Origin of the sequence: Algorimicrobium algoritergicola (assembly GCF_008086165.1) — a bacterium.
GTDB lineage: Bacteria > Bacteroidota > Bacteroidia > Flavobacteriales > Flavobacteriaceae > Algorimicrobium > Algorimicrobium algoritergicola.
In genome coordinates this window covers 41,103-57,030 of sequence record NZ_VSKL01000004.1, presented here as the reverse complement: position 1 = coordinate 57,030, position 15,928 = coordinate 41,103, and the positions used below count along the sequence as shown (strand labels likewise).

Annotated in this window: 16 protein-coding genes; 5 read left to right on the top strand and 11 right to left on the bottom strand. The window is 34.7% G+C overall.

All coding sequences use genetic code 11. The features are described from left to right. Positions 1–55 precede the first annotated feature (55 nt). Entirely contained in the window at positions 56–1,219 is a 1,164-nt protein-coding gene (locus ES675_RS10915; protein ID WP_066253378.1) for a THUMP domain-containing class I SAM-dependent RNA methyltransferase, read from the top strand. Between the two features lie 229 nt (positions 1,220–1,448). Here ES675_RS10915 and ES675_RS10910 read toward each other — a convergent pair whose 3' ends face one another. The 3 genes from ES675_RS10910 to rlmD are packed head-to-tail and all read right to left on the bottom strand — an operon-like array spanning position 1,449 to position 4,118. Continuing rightward, positions 1,449–2,186: a DUF6048 family protein gene (locus ES675_RS10910; RefSeq protein WP_066253381.1), complete on the bottom strand. Its 738-nt coding sequence runs from the start codon at positions 2,184–2,186 to the stop codon at positions 1,449–1,451. Continuing rightward, positions 2,152–2,700 carry a DUF6452 family protein gene (locus ES675_RS10905; protein ID WP_066253384.1) on the bottom strand — a complete coding sequence of 183 codons (549 nt, stop codon included), beginning with the start codon at positions 2,698–2,700 and terminating at the stop codon, positions 2,152–2,154. The genes ES675_RS10910 and ES675_RS10905 overlap by 35 nt, the downstream gene beginning before the upstream one ends. A 5-nt stretch (positions 2,701–2,705) precedes the next feature. Continuing rightward, entirely contained in the window at positions 2,706–4,118 is a 1,413-nt protein-coding gene (rlmD, locus tag ES675_RS10900; protein ID WP_066253387.1) for a 23S rRNA (uracil(1939)-C(5))-methyltransferase RlmD, read from the bottom strand. Positions 4,119–4,314: 196 nt separating this feature from the next. Here rlmD and rocD point away from each other — a divergent pair, with 196 nt between their 5' ends. Beyond that, positions 4,315–5,559, top strand: coding sequence for an ornithine--oxo-acid transaminase (rocD, locus tag ES675_RS10895; protein ID WP_148367445.1), 1,245 nt, complete (start codon positions 4,315–4,317; stop codon positions 5,557–5,559). A gap of 77 nt (positions 5,560–5,636) precedes the next feature. On the opposite strand, the gene ES675_RS10890 is transcribed toward rocD, so the two are convergent. Genes ES675_RS10890 through ES675_RS10875 form a run of 4 tightly spaced genes read right to left on the bottom strand, consistent with a single transcriptional unit; the run spans position 5,637 to position 9,243 of the window. After that, positions 5,637–5,975, bottom strand: a complete 339-nt coding sequence (locus ES675_RS10890; protein ID WP_066255697.1) for a CCC motif membrane protein — start codon at positions 5,973–5,975, stop codon at positions 5,637–5,639. Between the two features lie 9 nt (positions 5,976–5,984). Continuing rightward, positions 5,985–6,269 (bottom strand): DUF2752 domain-containing protein, encoded by a 285-nt coding sequence (locus tag ES675_RS10885; RefSeq protein ID WP_066255699.1) that lies wholly within the window; start codon positions 6,267–6,269, stop codon positions 5,985–5,987. Positions 6,270–6,318: 49 nt separating this feature from the next. After that, on the bottom strand, positions 6,319–8,145 hold the full coding sequence (locus ES675_RS10880) for a T9SS type A sorting domain-containing protein (protein ID WP_066255703.1): 1,827 nt from the start codon (positions 8,143–8,145) through the stop codon (positions 6,319–6,321). 15 nt (positions 8,146–8,160) lie between these two features. Next, the gene (locus ES675_RS10875) at positions 8,161–9,243 is read right to left on the bottom strand and encodes a tail fiber domain-containing protein (RefSeq protein WP_082985994.1); all 1,083 of its coding nucleotides are present in this window, start codon (positions 9,241–9,243) and stop codon (positions 8,161–8,163) included. Positions 9,244–9,364: 121 nt separating this feature from the next. Between ES675_RS10875 and ES675_RS10870 the strand changes: the two genes are divergently transcribed. Together ES675_RS10870 and ES675_RS10865 are read left to right on the top strand one after the other, a co-directional pair. Continuing rightward, the gene (locus tag ES675_RS10870) at positions 9,365–9,574 is read left to right on the top strand and encodes a hypothetical protein (RefSeq protein ID WP_066255712.1); all 210 of its coding nucleotides are present in this window, start codon (positions 9,365–9,367) and stop codon (positions 9,572–9,574) included. After that, complete coding sequence (locus ES675_RS10865; protein WP_066255716.1) at positions 9,561–10,109, top strand: Smr/MutS family protein; 549 nt, start codon at positions 9,561–9,563, stop codon at positions 10,107–10,109. Before ES675_RS10870 ends, ES675_RS10865 begins: the two co-directional genes overlap by 14 nt. Before the next feature lie 4 nt (positions 10,110–10,113). Here ES675_RS10865 and ES675_RS10860 read toward each other — a convergent pair whose 3' ends face one another. Then, positions 10,114–11,052 (bottom strand): hypothetical protein, encoded by a 939-nt coding sequence (locus ES675_RS10860; protein ID WP_066255721.1) that lies wholly within the window; start codon positions 11,050–11,052, stop codon positions 10,114–10,116. Between the two features lie 115 nt (positions 11,053–11,167). On the opposite strand from ES675_RS10860, the gene ES675_RS10855 reads away from it, so the two are divergent. After that, a complete protein-coding gene (locus ES675_RS10855; RefSeq protein ID WP_066255815.1) occupies positions 11,168–12,313 on the top strand; it encodes a cysteine desulfurase family protein in 1,146 nt (381 codons plus the stop codon). A 92-nt stretch (positions 12,314–12,405) separates the two neighbouring features. On the opposite strand, the gene ES675_RS10850 is transcribed toward ES675_RS10855, so the two are convergent. The 3 genes from ES675_RS10850 to ES675_RS10840 all read right to left on the bottom strand — a co-directional run bounded on the left by ES675_RS10850 (position 12,406) and on the right by ES675_RS10840 (position 15,923). Continuing rightward, positions 12,406–12,903: a hypothetical protein gene (locus ES675_RS10850; protein WP_066255726.1), complete on the bottom strand. Its 498-nt coding sequence runs from the start codon at positions 12,901–12,903 to the stop codon at positions 12,406–12,408. 92 nt (positions 12,904–12,995) lie between these two features. Then, positions 12,996–13,370 carry a hypothetical protein gene (locus tag ES675_RS10845; RefSeq protein WP_066255728.1) on the bottom strand — a complete coding sequence of 125 codons (375 nt, stop codon included), beginning with the start codon at positions 13,368–13,370 and terminating at the stop codon, positions 12,996–12,998. Positions 13,371–13,457: 87 nt separating this feature from the next. After that, a complete protein-coding gene (locus ES675_RS10840; protein ID WP_066255733.1) occupies positions 13,458–15,923 on the bottom strand; it encodes a TonB-dependent receptor in 2,466 nt (821 codons plus the stop codon). Between the last annotated feature and the right edge of the window lie 5 nt (positions 15,924–15,928).

Sequence of the window (15,928 nt, the reverse complement as noted above, 5' to 3'; positions counted from 1 at the left end):
GTCTGTTGTCTTGCCACAAAAATACTGTATTTTTGCAATCTATTTAATATCTGCAATGGAGAATAATTATAAAATGGTTGCCAAAACCTTATTTGGCTTTGAAGAATTACTAGAAAAAGAGCTACTTCAACTAGGTGCATCTGATATCCAGAAAGGAACTAGAATGGTTGGTTTTACTGGTGATAAAGGTTTTATGTACAAAGCTAATTTAGGTTTGCGTACGGCTATAAAAATATTAAAACCAATTAATAGTTTTCGTATTAAAGATGAACAAGATCTGTATGACCAAGTCTATAAAATGGATTGGAGTCAGTTTATGAAATCTAGTGGCACTTTAGCTATTAGTTCTACGGTTCATTCGGAACAATTTACACATTCCCAATATATTTCTCTAAAAACAAAAGATGCCATTGTTGACAAATTTAGAGATACAACTAATGAGCGACCAAATATTGATTTACGGTTCCCTGATTTAAAGGTGAATGTTCACATTGATAGAAATCAATGTACGATCTCTTTAGATTCCTCCGGAGAATCCTTACATAAACGTGGTTATAAAACGGCTACCAATATTGCACCAATAAATGAAGTTTTGGCAGCAGGATTGGTTATGTTATCAGGTTGGGATGGTCAATCGGATTTTATGGACCCTATGTGTGGTAGTGGTACTATTTTGGCTGAAGCGGCTATGATTGCCTGTAACATTCCACCAAACTTAATGCGAAAAGAATTTGCCTTTGAACGCTGGAATGATTGGGATGTTGCTTTATTTGAAACTATTGAAGGATCACTCTTGAAAAAAACACGAGACTTTCATCATAAAATAATGGGTTATGACAAATCGCCTAGTGCTGTAACAAAGGCGAAGGACAACTTGAAGAATGCGCATTTGGATGAGTTTGTCAGCATCAAACATGAGGATTTCTTTAAAACTCAAAAGGCTGGTGATGCCAAGCTTCATATGGTTTTCAATCCACCTTATGGGGAACGATTGGATATAGATATGGAAAAGTTTTATGCCGCAATTGGTGATACCTTAAAACAAAACTATCCAGGAACTGATGCGTGGTTTATTACATCTAATTTAGATGCTTTAAAACATGTTGGATTACGTCCTTCTCGGAAAATACATTTAATGAATGCGAAATTAGAATCGCGTTTAGTTAAATATGTCATGTATGAAGGTAGTAAAAAAGCGAAGTTTCAAGATAGGGATTAGGTTAACATCCTGTTGTTAGGAAGTATGACTTTTAACTTAAGTTGAATAAACGCTCGTTTGTCTAACTTTAAATTTTGAATCATAAACTTTGAACTTATATTTCTGGCAAAGTCAGAGAGAGGTAAAGTTACAGGGTTAATTATTGGAAATTTATCGTAGAAACTCTGTTATTACGTTTTGGAATTTAGTATTTAATTTCAGAAATTTTTAATCTTCTGAACACTGAACACTATTTAGCCTTCTTGAAAATCGGAATCAAATACGAAATATTATAGCCATAACCAAAGCCAAAACTCCCACTATCATAGGTTTTATTGTATCCTGGAATATAGATGTTTTCAAAATTATCGGGTTCGCTTTGCGTAATTATATATTTAAATTGAGCATTAACTCCTAAAAACAAGTTGGTTAGAACTTCTACTTTTAAGCCTACAATAAATTCAGCCCAAACCGCATTTAAACCACTAAATTTTTTAGATTCCGACGTTGAAAATTGTGGTGCCCAATATTGATTTTGAGAGTACACACCAAAACTATTTAAGTCTTGACTAAAATTACTGAATGCTACACGAAAACCACCATACAGTAAATTATTCATGCCATACCAGTTTTCGTAAGCGTTATAATCGGCTCCAAGTTTTATGTAGGTTCCGGTGGCTGTGACATCAATATAATCTGTGGTCGTTGTTTTTTCTTCAACACCAAATTCACCAGCTAAATACCATTTTTTTGTAAACCGGAAATCACCATTTACTTCAAAACCCTTATAGTCATCGTCTAAAAATGAACGTAGTAATTTACTAGCATCACCACCAACACGCAGTCCGTATTTTTCTAGTTGCTTGCTGCTGTCTTTTAATTTTTTGTTTGTAGGAATGCTATCGTTTTGTGCAAATGAAACTGAACAAAACAGCAAACCAATAAAACATGTTTTAATGATAGATGTTATAGTTTGTTGTGTATTCATTTTCTATTATTTGATTATCATTTACAGACTGAATAATTTTTATCCATTTGTTTCCATCATCTTCAACCGTCACGGAGATATTCTTAAATACGGTTTTAAAACCACATGCTCTTGAAACGTAAACTTCTTCAGTTACGTAAGAAATAGTTATAATATCCTCGTTACCAGTTACGAAATCATCATCTGGATTTTCAGGCGTATTATTATTATTTAATTTGTAATTTTTATAGATACTATATTGAGTACTATTCTCTGTTGTTTTTAATGGAAGTAAAATTACTTGTTTATCTCTGGTTCCATCTAAATCTGGAAGCGTTTCATCATCAGCAACACCAATTCCTTGAACGCGACATTTACCTACATTTCTCGGGTTTTGCTGTTCGGGATTTTCAATACTCAAAAAGGATATAGTTAAACGTGGTGTGGTAACAGTATCTAAAGTACAGATATCATCACGCTCGCAACTAAAAGTGATGCAACAAATCAGAATTATTAATCCATGTAATTTTTTCATAGGTATTATCTTCTTTCCAAAAGTACAACATTTTCAACGTGATGCGTTTGCGGGAACATATCCACAGCTTGTGTACGTGTTACTTTATATTGTGCATCCATAAGTTGTAAATCGCGCGCTTGTGTTGCGCTGTTGCAACTTACATAAACTATTTTTTCTGGCGCAATATTTAATATTTGATTAACGACATCTTTATGCATGCCATCACGTGGTGGATCGGTAATAATAACGTCTGGATGTCCATGTGTATTAATAAAATCCTGATTAAATACGTTTTTCATATCACCCACATAAAAGTCAACGTTATCAATGCCATTTAATTGTGCATTGGCTTTAGCGGCTAAAATAGCATCTGGAACGGCTTCTACGCCAACGACCTTATTCGCTTCTTTAGCAACAAACTGCGCAATGGTTCCGGTCCCTGTATATAAATCATAAACTAATTCGTTACCTGACAATCCAGCGAAATCTCTAGTGATTTTATATAATTCGTAAGCTTGTTCCGAATTGGTTTGATAAAATGATTTGGCATTGATTTTAAATCGTAAGCCTTCCATTTCTTCAAAAATATGGTCGTTCCCTTTATAGCAAATAACGTCTTGATCGTAAATGGTATCATTGGCTTTTTCATTCACGACATATTGAAGTGAGGTGATTTCCGGAAACGTTTCAGCTAAATAATCCAATAATAATTCACGCTTGGCTTTATCTTCTTTAAAAAACTGAATCATCACCATAATATCTCCAGTAGACGATGTTCTAATCATCATGGTCCGTAATAAACCATGTTGATTTCTGGTGTTGAAGAATTCCAACTCATTCGCAATTGCAAATTCCCTAACCGCATTTCTGATGGCGTTTGAAGGATCTGCTTGTAGGTGGCATTTTTTTATATCTAAAATTTTATCCCACATACCAGGAATATGAAAACCTAACGCATTTCTATCACCTAGATCTCTATCTGATTGAATTTCTTCCAAGGTTAACCAACGGCTATCGCTAAACGAAAATTCCATTTTATTACGATAAAAGTAAGGTTCTTTACAGCCTAAAATAGGCGTAACTTCAGGTAATTCTATATGTCCAATACGTGTTAAGTTATTGGTAACTTCTTTTTGCTTATAAAATAATTGGTGTTCATAGCCCATATTTTGCCACTTACAACCACCACAAACGCCAAAATGTTGGCATTCAGGTTCGGTACGTTTATCAGATAGTTTATGGAAAACAGTTGCTTTTCCTTCGTAATATGCTTTACGCTTTTTAAAGGTTTGAACATCAACTATATCGCCAGGAACCGCATTTGGCATAAAAATCACTTTACCATCAGCTGCTTTCCCAATTACTTTTCCTTTTGCACCAGCATCAACAACTTCGACATTGGTGAATATTTGCTTTCTATTATTTTTTCTTGCCATGCTGCAAAAGTACTTTCTTTTTTCGTAGCAAAAAACATGTGGTAAATATTTTAAGAAACAGTAGATATTTAGTAATTTGCGAGTCCTAGGGATGATTTCTCTCCCACGCTGAATTTTCGTCCCGATAATTGGGATTTCGGAAGGATAAAGGTACAGTAGGAATGGTTATTTTATTCAACAACTTAAATTTATTAAAATGGCTATTTTAGACCAAGTAACATCGCAACAAGCGATCGATTTAGAAAACAAGTATGGCGCACACAATTACCATCCACTTCCTGTGGTTTTGGCTAAAGGTGAAGGCGTGTATGTTTGGGACGTAGAAGGGAAGAAGTATTATGACTTCCTATCTGCTTATTCCGCAGTAAACCAAGGGCATTGTCACCCTAAAATTGTAGATGCAATGTATAAGCAAGCATCTACGTTGGCATTAACGTCCAGAGCATTTCATAATGACATGTTAGGGAAATATGAGAAATTTGCTTGCGAATTTTTCGGATTCGATAAATTATTACCCATGAACACCGGAGCAGAAGCGGTAGAAACAGCTTTAAAAATCTGTAGAAAATGGGCTTATGAAGTGAAAGGAATTGATGAAAATAAAGCAGAGATTATTGTTTGTGAAAATAATTTCCATGGTAGAACAACCACCATTATTTCGTTTTCAAACGACCCAGTTGCTCGTAAAAATTTCGGACCATATACAGACGGTTTTATCAAAATTGCCTATGATGATTTAGACGCTCTAGAAACACAATTAAAAAACAATAAAAATATTGCTGGATTTTTAGTAGAACCAATTCAAGGTGAAGCTGGTGTTTACGTGCCTGCAGCAGATTATTTATCAAAAGCAAAAGCACTCTGCGAAAAATACAATGTATTATTTATTGCAGATGAAGTTCAAACAGGAATAGCAAGAACTGGTAAATTATTAGCTGTAGACCATGAGAATGTTAAACCTGATGTGTTAATTTTAGGAAAAGCCTTGTCTGGTGGTGCGTATCCCGTATCTGCTGTTTTAGCTGATGATGCTATTATGAATGTTATTCGTCCTGGAAATCACGGAAGTACTTTTGGAGGTAATCCGGTTGCGGCAGCTGTTGCCATGGCCGCTTTAGAAGTGGTAAGAGATGAAAAATTAGCAGAAAATGCTTATAAACTCGGTGAATTATTCCGCAGTGAATTAAATAAATTTATTGAAACCAGCTCCATTATAAACTTAGTTCGTGGTAAAGGCTTATTAAATGCTATTGTTATCAATGATGATGAGGATAGTGATACAGCTTGGAACATTTGTTTAGCTTTGCGTGACAACGGGTTGTTAGCGAAGCCAACACATGGAAATATTATTCGTTTTGCGCCACCTTTAGTAATGACTGAAGAACAATTATTAGATTGCGTCTCTATTATTACTAAAACACTGAAACAATTCGAAAAGTAAAAATATTAAGAAAACATATTCTTATAAAAACAAAAAAAGCGACGTGAGTCGCTTTTTTTATGTCTATAAGTCAATTATTATTCAACTTGAGCTTGTTGAAACTGTTTCATTACGTCATCAAATTGTTCCATATAAGCATTCCATCCACCCATTGAATAGATTTGGTAAATAGACCAAAGTAAATATAGAATATTGATTACTAATATCACTAGTGCAACCGTTTTTGCGGTATTCATAGCATTAACACTTTTTAAATCGTAATCATCCGGATTTAATTGTGCTTTTTGAATTTGACTATGCGCTATAAAGAAGGCAATTCCTGCCAAAATAAAGCCGAAACCAGCTACGCAACAGCATAATAATCCAATAATAGCCAACACATAAACCAGTGTTGGATTGAGTCTTTGTTTTTCCATTTGTAAAATTTAAGTGATTAGTTTTAAAGTAAAACTCCCAATAATAACAATAACAGTTGCAATTGCGAGTATATTAATAATTTTGTTTGAATGTTGAAATTTAAAAAAAATATTGAGACCAATAAAGATAAATAGTGCAATTAATGGAAAAACTGCTGGATACATTTTAAATGCGGCTACTAATTCACCATGATAAATAAGCGATATGGAACGCTGTAAACCACAGCCCATGCAGTCAAACCCAAAAATTTGCTTGTTTAAACAGGGTAACATAAAATCTTCTGGTGAAGACATAAATAGTTCTAATTGAATTTAGCCAAAGTTATAAAAAGCAGTGAATATTTTACTTTTTATTTGCAATGATTACTTTTTTATTCAAATTAATGCCGGATTTAAAAGCTACGGAAACAACATACATACCATCACTAAATTGTTTAGTAGAAATGGTTTGCTTTTCGGAAAGTGGTATATTTTTAATGTCTAAAACCTGCTTTCCAGAAACATCGTAAACCAAAACATGTTTAATATCACGAAGATTCGGGTTTATTAAATTTATTTCGGAAGTATCATTATTTTGAAAGATGGTAAAATCCGTTAAAGCAATATCAGGAACTCCAAGCGTTTGAGTCGTAAAAGTTATTTCAAAACGATCGGTATAAGTTCCAAGTGGTAAATTGATGTCATAATTAGACTCTCTTAAATTCACATAGATATCATTTTCTATATCATGAATATAAATAGGCTGACTAGCATCAAAATTTTGAACATCATAAATTCTAAAACGTACAGGCTGATTAGCTCGTGCTTTAACAACCAAAGGAATTCTTAGACCTTGGTCATAGCTGAAAGCCTGAATAACATACGGTTCATTGTTTAATGTCCAATACGCATCAGATGCCAAAGGTGTATCACCTTTTCCTTCTAAACCATAATCGAAACCAGGTGTTGCCGAATTGTGAAAATTCATAAGCAGCTGTCGTGTGTATAATTCGTTTTCTGTAAAATCGATATTAATTCGGAAGCGCTTAAAATCTGCTGGTACGATATTGAAACCGTCTTCATTATAAGTAGTTTCCGCTATTGTATCGTCGTTATCATCATGCTGATTTCGATAAAAATAGCTATCAATACCAGATTGCTTATAAAACTCACGTTGTGCATTATTGAAAACAATAGTGCCTCCTGTTCCGTTACCTTCAATCATAAAACCTTGACTAATTGGAATATAACGACGCGCTACTTTAGAGCCCGTTCCAAACGGCGCGTTTGTTGGTGTGCCATCTAGTAAATAAGTAGTAAATGGTGCATTGGTAAATGAGTCAACACCTCCTGCCGAAATGGTATAAACACCATAACCACCAACATAATCCGATAAATTATGTGAGCTAGCGCCAGGTGCTTGCTCCCAATATTTTAGTGTTCCGGTCATGCGTGTAGCATTTGTAGCGTTGTGAATAAAATCCCGTGCATCTAACGCGGAAGAGTATGGGTTACCGACTAATGTTTCTCTGTTGGCATTTAAGGCGACTGTTATATTTCCATTGTTTGCACGACCTCTAAAATCATATTGTTGTCCTCCACTTGGATTTCCTTTCATGGTAAAGCCGTAGCCTGATGCTAATGTACCATTAGGATCTCCTCCAATAGGTAATGAACCGCCACCTAAACCAATCCAATCTTCATAGGCGTTGATTGTTGACGATAATCCAATAAACGTATATAACCAATAACTGGCAATTTGTGTGGTTGTACCATTATAGCCCGCTACATAACCAAAAGGTGTGCTGGTAATTGGCGCCGCCGTTTCACGGTGCATATTATTGTTTGGTCTGAAAGCTGTATTTCCAGCTGCGCCAGCATTTACACCTACAGGAGAACTCCAATAATTGTAAGCATACGTGTTTACAGTTCCTGTTTGAAAAGCACTCAATCTACCAGCTCCAGAATTACCCACATTGTTGCCTTGTAATAATTGGGCTTCATTACGTAAGTATATATGGCTGTTGGTGTTTAAGTTAATAGCATTGGTTACATATAATGGTGCATTTGTTCCACTTGTAAAGGCAGTACCATCAACATATACATAGCTACCATTGCTAACATATAAGTCAGATTGTGAAAATGATAAACCACTAACCGCAAATAGAATTAATGTATATAAATATTTCATAATTATAGTTTTATACTAATCTTGATTCTCAATTAAAGTATTTAATCTGTTCTCCAGCAATGCAATTTTAGCTTCTAACGATAAAATTCTATTGTTTTGACTCTCAATTAATTCTTGTTGTTCTTTTATAGCTTGAACCGTTACAGGAATTAAGGACGTATAGTCGACAACATTGAAAATTTCTTTTTTGAAATCAGTTGTATTTATAGAATTAGTCATTTTACTTGGGCCTGCAACTGTAAGTTGTTTTTCAGCCACAGCTTCTGGAAATATTTCTTTTACATTCTGTGCTAAAAAACCTAAATAAGTTTTAGAATCGCCTTTAGTTAAGTAATTATATTCATTCAGATTATAGTTATATGAAACACCATTTATCTGCTTTAATTTTTCAATGGCATTGGTAATTGGCTGAATATTGGATTTTACTCTTTCGTCGGATAAATTATAAAGGCCATTTATATAACCTAAACCTCCTCCAAATAATCCACCGAAGCCCAACCATGATCCAGTTGTTGGTATGGAACCTTGAACTCCTATGGCGTCCGAACTATTAGAAGTGCCCCAAACACCTAAACCATCACCAGTAGTCGGAAGATGAACCCCATAAGATGCTAATCCAACTGTATTGTTAGTGACACCACCTAAAGCATTAAATGTTCCTGTAACATAGCCTGCTAAACTTGCTCCAGTGGCATTTGTGTTTTCGAAAAATGCTAAATAATCATTTGCTCGATTATTTTGCATTTCTAAATGATATACTGGATTTGTAACTCCAATGCCTATATATCCATTAGTAGCTATAGTTAATCTTGTGTTTGTTGTTAAGGCTGTTGTCCCAATTTTAAATTTATCGGCATCGCTATCATCCACTCCCATTGTTATTAATGAAGTTCCGTTAAGTCGATATTGTAAAATTGGATCTCCATTGGCAGCAGTGTTGTTTATTTCAATACCGCCTACCGCTGCATTAGTTTCTACGTCCAAAGTGTTTGAAGGAGCAGTAGTCCCAATCCCAACCTGTGCAAACAAGCCAAAATGAAAGAAAAATATTAAAATAAAGATATGGAGAATTCGGGTTACTGAAGTATTGTTTTTCATAATACGCTATCATTTAATGGGTTATCTTAACTGAATCTACGAAAAAAAAGAATGCAAATTATATGTGGTTTCAACATTTAATATTAATTTCGACAAACAGTAAATTTTTACCGACCATATCATGAAAAAGCAACAATATATTTCGTATTTTTTAATATTAATTGGCAGTATTACAGCAATTTACGGTCAATCCGGCGCTGAAAAAAACGTCACGCTTTTAATTATAGGTATCGTTATTTTAATGTATGGTATATATAGAATCTCTAGTAAGATTCCGAGTAAGTTTGATAAAGAACCCAATGATATAGAAAATGAACATGAAGACATTTAAAATAGGAGATACAGTAGCTGTTTTGGATGATGATTTATCTGGAATAGTTACCAAAGTTAAAAATAGCGTAGTAACCATTGAAACACCTGATGGTTTTGAACTTGATTTTGAACCAAAAGAATTGGTGGTTACTAAACCTATGAAAATAGATTTAAGAGCTGCAGAAGCTATTATAAGAGAGAAAGAACAACCTAAAAGAAAGCAAGCAACTACCAAAAAGGCTAAAGAACGGTATCAACCAACTATGGAAGTGGATTTGCATATTCATCACCTGACTGAAAATTCCAATAGGATGAGTAATCATGATATGTTAACCTTACAACTGGATACCGCAAGAGGACAATTGGAATTCGCCATCCGAAAACGCATTCAAAAAATGGTGTTTATCCATGGTGTTGGCGAAGGCGTTTTAAAAACAGAATTAGAATATCTGTTTAGTAGGTACGATGCTGTTAAGTTCTATGATGCTGACTTCCAGAAATATGGTGTTGGCGCTACAGAAGTCTATATTTATCAAAATGCCAATAATTCTTAATTCCTTAAAATTCTGGTGTTACCAAACGTGTATTAGTTAATCTGGAATCGGTTAATGAGCCCATATCAAATACATCTTGTGTTATAGTAGGAAATTGAATGCCTTCAACCCGCAAGGTTATAGTAAACACTTGATTGATTGGGTGCGCACGATAGGCTGTTGCTGGAAGTGTAGCACTTTCATTAGGATTTAAATAATCCGCTATATTAGGATCTGTGTAATCATTGGCAGGGTTTTGATCGGCTGGTGCATTTTCTTCATCAATCGTTAGTGTGCCATCATTATCATCATCAGTATCTAAATAGTTTGGAATACCATCTTCATCTGTATCTCTTGGGTTGGTTAACGGATTATTGTCGTTATCCAAATTATCATCTTCAATCTCCACGGATGTTAAAACATTATCACCATCATCATCCACATCTAAATAATCTGGAATACCATCACCATCTGTATCTGTTGGGTCTGTTGCAGGATTCATATCATCATCTAGGTTAGCATCTTCCATTTCGGCTGGAATACCATCATTATCATCTTCAAGTAAAAACACATTAATAATTCCAATTCCAGAGAAACTTGATAAATCTTCATTAATTTGAATGTCAGAAGGTGGCACATCATTACAAAATAAAGGTGCTGGATTGCTATTGTATGAACGGTAATTAAATTGATTAGCCGTTCCTTCAATCGCAATTTCTATCGGTTCGTCATTTACAAGCAGTCCTGTAATGGTATCTACTTCTATTAATTTTTCTAAAGTCCAATCAGGTTGAACTATTTGAAGTGATAACGATTCAAATGGATTTTCTTTAACTTGATAGAAAACCAATTCGCCACAGGCAACAAACGTATCGCCAAATTCAAAATCAACGTTAATAATATCACCATCATCACAAGATGAAACGATTGAAAATGTTAGAAGTATTAGAAGTAATTTTCGCATGACGAGTATATTTTATACAAAATTAAAAGAATTGGTAAATATACAACGTCATCGGGAACAAATAATTTTATTTCTCGTAATTTTGTGTGATTAATTTATGGAGACGGAAAAGCTTATGAAACCAGTATATTTTGATAGTGCAGCAACCACAAAAGTAAGAGATGAAGTCATTGATGCTATGACAGCCGTTATGCGCAAAGATTATGGTAATGCCTCATCCACACATAGTTTTGGACGCGCTTCCAAAGTTTTAATAGAACAAGCCAGAAAAACAATTGCGAAACAATTAAACGTGAGTGCTGGTGAAATTGTTTTCACGTCAGGTGGTACGGAAGCTGATAATTTAGCATTGCAATGCGCCATTCGCGATTTAGGGGTTGAGCATATTATTACCTCCAAAATTGAGCATCATGCAGTTTTGCATACCGTTGAGCAACTTGAAAAAACATGTGATATAAAAGTGAGCTATGTAAAATTAGATGCTGATGGTCAGGTAGATTTTGATCATTTAGAACAACTTCTTAAAACGCATGGAAAGACTTTGGTAAGCCTCATGTATGTTAATAATGAAGTAGGAAATATTTTGGATGTGAAACGTGTGAGCAATTTATGCCAAGCTAACAAAGCTTTGTTTCATTGTGATGCTGTACAATGTATTGGACACTATAAACTGGATCTACAAGATGTTCAAATTGATTTTCTAGCTGCAAGTGCCCATAAGTTTCACGGGCCAAAAGGTGTTGGTTTTGCTTTTATTCGAAAAAATTCAGGTTTAAAACCGTTAATTTTTGGTGGTCAGCAGGAGCGCGGTATTCGCGCTGGTACGGAAGCTGTTCATGATATTGTTGGTTTAGAAAAAGCCTTTACTATGGCGTATGCCAATTTGGAAACGGAAAGCGCATATGTATTAGATTTAAAACGCTATTTTATCTCTGAATTAAAGCTAGCATTTCCAGATGTGCGATTTAATGGCATGTCTGGTAATTTAGAAAAAAGCACTTATACTTTAATTAATGTGTGTTTGCCTATTCCACCTGAAAAAGCATTGATTTTATTATTTCAAATGGATTTGAAAGGGATAGCTTGTTCTAAAGGAAGTGCCTGTCAAAGTGGAAGTTCAAAAGGATCACACGTATTGAGTGAAATTTTAAATGAAGATGATTTAAAGAAACCATCCATTCGCTTTTCATTTAGTATTTATAACACGAAAGATGAAATTGATTACGTGATTTCTGTTTTAAAGGAATTTATAAAAGCGTAAGTAACTACCAATAATAATTAATAAGGTCCAAAATACAAGTATGATGATACTTGTATTTTGAACCTTATACCTTAACACTAAATTAAAATTTTTTAAGCTGCTATTGTAGCGGCTACTAATTGTTTTGAAATAAGTGCTTGCCATTTTTCTAGCAGCACTTTTTCTTTTGTTATTTCAAAATTGACATCCACATTAAAGAATTCCAAAATATAATCCTCCTGACCTTTGGTACGTAACACGAGATCAATACGGTCCGTTTCAATTTTATTGGTCGTTTTGTTTTTTATGGTTCTATCTGTTTTATGAATGTAGCAGTCGGTTACGCGGCTTAAATCGGCCGTAATCCAAACGGTTTCTTCATCTGTTTTTTTAGAGTAAACGAGTTTATTTTCCGAAGCATCTAAAGCTACGGCATAAAATGTTCCCCAGAAATCCATTTCGGAAACATGAACGTTTTTTGATTTGGCATCCGCAATAAATTTATTTTTCGCTTTTTTCTTTTGAATATTTTGAGACATTTGAATGTACACTAGCGGTACAATAATAACTGTTGTAATAACTAAACCGATGATAATGGTATTTAAATCCATGATTTTTATTTTTTTAGAATGTTTAAAATGTGCTTAATTAAAAGCATGAAATAGTGGCTGAAAATTCAGCGAAACAAAAACTAAAAAAGATTTTAAATAAAATCGTGGAATGGGAAGATGCAGGTTTGCGTATTATAACTCGGTATAATATACTGTCCTGCTTTAAAATATTGATTATCTCGAGCTGTTTGTGAAGCATCTAGAGATAGAATTGTATTATATGATGCAAAGCGCTCTGTAAAAACATTAGGAACTTCAGAATCAATAGGATTGTGACCTAATATTTCAAGATCTTGATAGGCGTAATAACTAGACGAATCATCTTTAGATTGTTTATGAGTCGACTGTGTTTTAAACGTGTTTTCCGAAAATGAATCTACAAAAACATCATGAATAGCCGTTCCGAAGTTTAAAACATAAACTAGGAGTAAGGAAATGGCTATATGTAATTGAAATTTTGTTTTCACAAGACAAAAGTAGAATAAAGTTGCATGGCGTAAATCAAAAAACTGTTAAAATTTTGATTACATAAAATTATATTTTCACTTGATTATTTAAAACCTCATACTCGTCCGCACATTAAACACGCGAGGTGTTAAGTAATTAGGTATCGCATATTGACGCTTGCTATACACATCACGAACCCATGTATTGGTAATCGAGTTTTGCACATCAAACACATTGAAAATTTCAATTCCTATTGATAAATATTTGAACGGCTTTCTCCAACCACTTTGATAATCATCTTTATCATCTACAATTACATATTGAAAACCAATATCAGCACGCTTGTAGTCTGGTAGTCGGTTTTGATAATCATATGGATCGGCATAACTTGGTGATCCTCCTGGAAGGCCCGTATTGTAAACCAAGTTTAAATACATTTTCATTTTTGGCAAACTTGGTACATAATCTTGGAATAAAGCAGCAAACTTTAAACGTTGATCCGTTGGTCTGGCAATATAACCACGATCATCAATGTTTTCTTCGGTTTTTAAATACCCAAAACTAAACCAAGATTCAGTTCCTGGCACAAATTCGCCATTCAAACGCATATCCAATCCATAGGCATAGGCTTCCGCATTGTTATTGGCTCTGTAGCGAATACGTACGTTTTCTAGGGTGTACGGATTAACATCGGTTATTTTTTTATAATAAGCTTCAGTGGTTAACTTAAAGGGTCTGTCCCACATTTTAAAGCTGTAATCGTTTCCAAGAACAATATGAAACGATTTTTGTGCTTTCACATCTGGTCTTACGGTTCCTGAAGAATCGCGTAATTCTCTATAAAATGGTGGTTGGTAATACAAACCTGTTCCAATACGGAACAACATATCTTTATCCCAATTCGGTTTGATAGCGAATTGTGCACGCGGACTAAATACGGTTTGACTAGTACTTTCAATGCCTTCACCACTTACGGTCCAATTGTGAGCACGTGCACCAATATTTAACCACGCTTCATTGTCACCAATATCCATACGTCTGCTCCATTGTAAATAGGCTTGCAGTCGGTCAATTTGTGTTTTGTTTTTGGCACGTACGTTTTGAAAAGGCTCCAATGGCCCTGAATAAGGCGAATAGGGTTGGTCATTAAACGCATCTGAACTCGGCGGATTTATAGAAAAACCAGCAGAATCAATCACTTCCCATTCCACCAATCTGTCGCGAATATCTTCGTTGGTATATTTTATAGACCATTCAAAATCATTATCGTCTTTCTTATAACTTCCTTGGTGTTCAATAGTGGTAATTAATGCATCTAAATCATTTCTTCCGTGATTTAATTGACCACCAATGCCTTCGCTAAATTCCACTTCACCCAAATCTTCACCGCCAATATTGGTGTTGACTTCACCTAAACGGTATTGTGCCAAAATATCAAAATGTTCTTCCTCAACGGTATGATATGTGCTAGCAATAAGATTTAAGGTTAAATCGTCATTAACTAAATAGGTTCCTTTTAAAGCACCAAAATAGGTTTCGTATTTATCACGTTCTTGACCTTCATAAAAAACCAATAAGGCAAGCGGATTCTGAAGGGTTCCAAAATTGGTTTGGCGTGTTTCAGGTTCGTAGTTGTATTTATTGATGGAGGCGTTTCCTAAAAAACTCATTTGAAATTTATCCGTAAATTTATACGTTAAATAGGTTTGTACATCGGCAAATTTCGGATCGTAATTCGTTTCCGTTTCCTTGGCATTCACCAATAAACTGTTATCACGATAACGCATGCCAACAATACCTGTAAATTTAGAATCTTTGCTTCTGCCTTCTACAGAAACGCTGGCACCCAATAGGCTTAAATCGGCACTTACGCCAAATTGATAGGGTTTTCTGTAGGTAATATCTAAAACAGATGATAATTTATCGCCATACTTGGCTTGGAATCCTCCAGCTGAAAAATCGACATTCTGAACTAAATCCGTATTCACAAAGCTTAAACCTTCCTGCTGTCCGGAACGAATAAGAAACGGACGATACACTTCAATACCGTTAACGTAGACTAAATTTTCATCAAAATTTCCACCACGAACGGAGTATTGTGTACTCAATTCATTATTACTGCTAACACCTGGTAAGGTTTTTAATAAATTTTCAACACCTGAATTGGCGCCTGGAATATTCCTAATGGTTTCGGGTTGAAGGGTAATAATTCCTTGAACATCTTTTCGCGTTTTTCCCGAAATAACAACGGTAGACATTTGCTCAACTGCTTCGTCCATAACCGGATGAAATTCCACATCTTCACCATTTTTAAGATTAAATGTTGCTGTTATCGATTTAAAAGTGATGTGTGTAAAAACAACGGTTATTTCTTGATTAGCAGGTATTTTTATACTGTAATAACCATTTTCATCAGTGGTAGTTCCTGAATTTCCGGCTGTAATATTAACGTCTGAAATGGGTGTGTTGGCGCTGTTTAAAATAACACCCTTTAGGGTTCCTGTTTGGGCAATGGCTGTAAACGAAACCAATAGCAAAAGAACAATGAAAACGGAAAGTGATTTATATGTCAAGGTGT

Excerpts from the sequence above, each read along its gene's own strand:
- ES675_RS10915 (WP_066253378.1), top strand. The coding sequence starts at position 56 with ATGGAGAATAATTATAAAATGGTTGCCAAAACCTTATTTGGCTTTGAA.
- ES675_RS10910 (WP_066253381.1), bottom strand. The coding sequence starts at position 2,186 with ATGAATACACAACAAACTATAACATCTATCATTAAAACATGTTTTATT.
- ES675_RS10905 (WP_066253384.1), bottom strand. The coding sequence starts at position 2,700 with ATGAAAAAATTACATGGATTAATAATTCTGATTTGTTGCATCACTTTT.
- rlmD (WP_066253387.1), bottom strand. The coding sequence starts at position 4,118 with ATGGCAAGAAAAAATAATAGAAAGCAAATATTCACCAATGTCGAAGTT.
- rocD (WP_148367445.1), top strand. The coding sequence starts at position 4,315 with ATGGCTATTTTAGACCAAGTAACATCGCAACAAGCGATCGATTTAGAA.
- ES675_RS10890 (WP_066255697.1), bottom strand. The coding sequence starts at position 5,975 with ATGGAAAAACAAAGACTCAATCCAACACTGGTTTATGTGTTGGCTATT.
- ES675_RS10885 (WP_066255699.1), bottom strand. The coding sequence starts at position 6,269 with ATGTCTTCACCAGAAGATTTTATGTTACCCTGTTTAAACAAGCAAATT.
- ES675_RS10880 (WP_066255703.1), bottom strand. The coding sequence starts at position 8,145 with ATGAAATATTTATATACATTAATTCTATTTGCGGTTAGTGGTTTATCA.
- ES675_RS10875 (WP_082985994.1), bottom strand. The coding sequence starts at position 9,243 with ATGAAAAACAATACTTCAGTAACCCGAATTCTCCATATCTTTATTTTA.
- ES675_RS10870 (WP_066255712.1), top strand. The coding sequence starts at position 9,365 with ATGAAAAAGCAACAATATATTTCGTATTTTTTAATATTAATTGGCAGT.
- ES675_RS10865 (WP_066255716.1), top strand. The coding sequence starts at position 9,561 with ATGAAGACATTTAAAATAGGAGATACAGTAGCTGTTTTGGATGATGAT.
- ES675_RS10860 (WP_066255721.1), bottom strand. The coding sequence starts at position 11,052 with ATGCGAAAATTACTTCTAATACTTCTAACATTTTCAATCGTTTCATCT.
- ES675_RS10855 (WP_066255815.1), top strand. The coding sequence starts at position 11,168 with ATGAAACCAGTATATTTTGATAGTGCAGCAACCACAAAAGTAAGAGAT.
- ES675_RS10850 (WP_066255726.1), bottom strand. The coding sequence starts at position 12,903 with ATGGATTTAAATACCATTATCATCGGTTTAGTTATTACAACAGTTATT.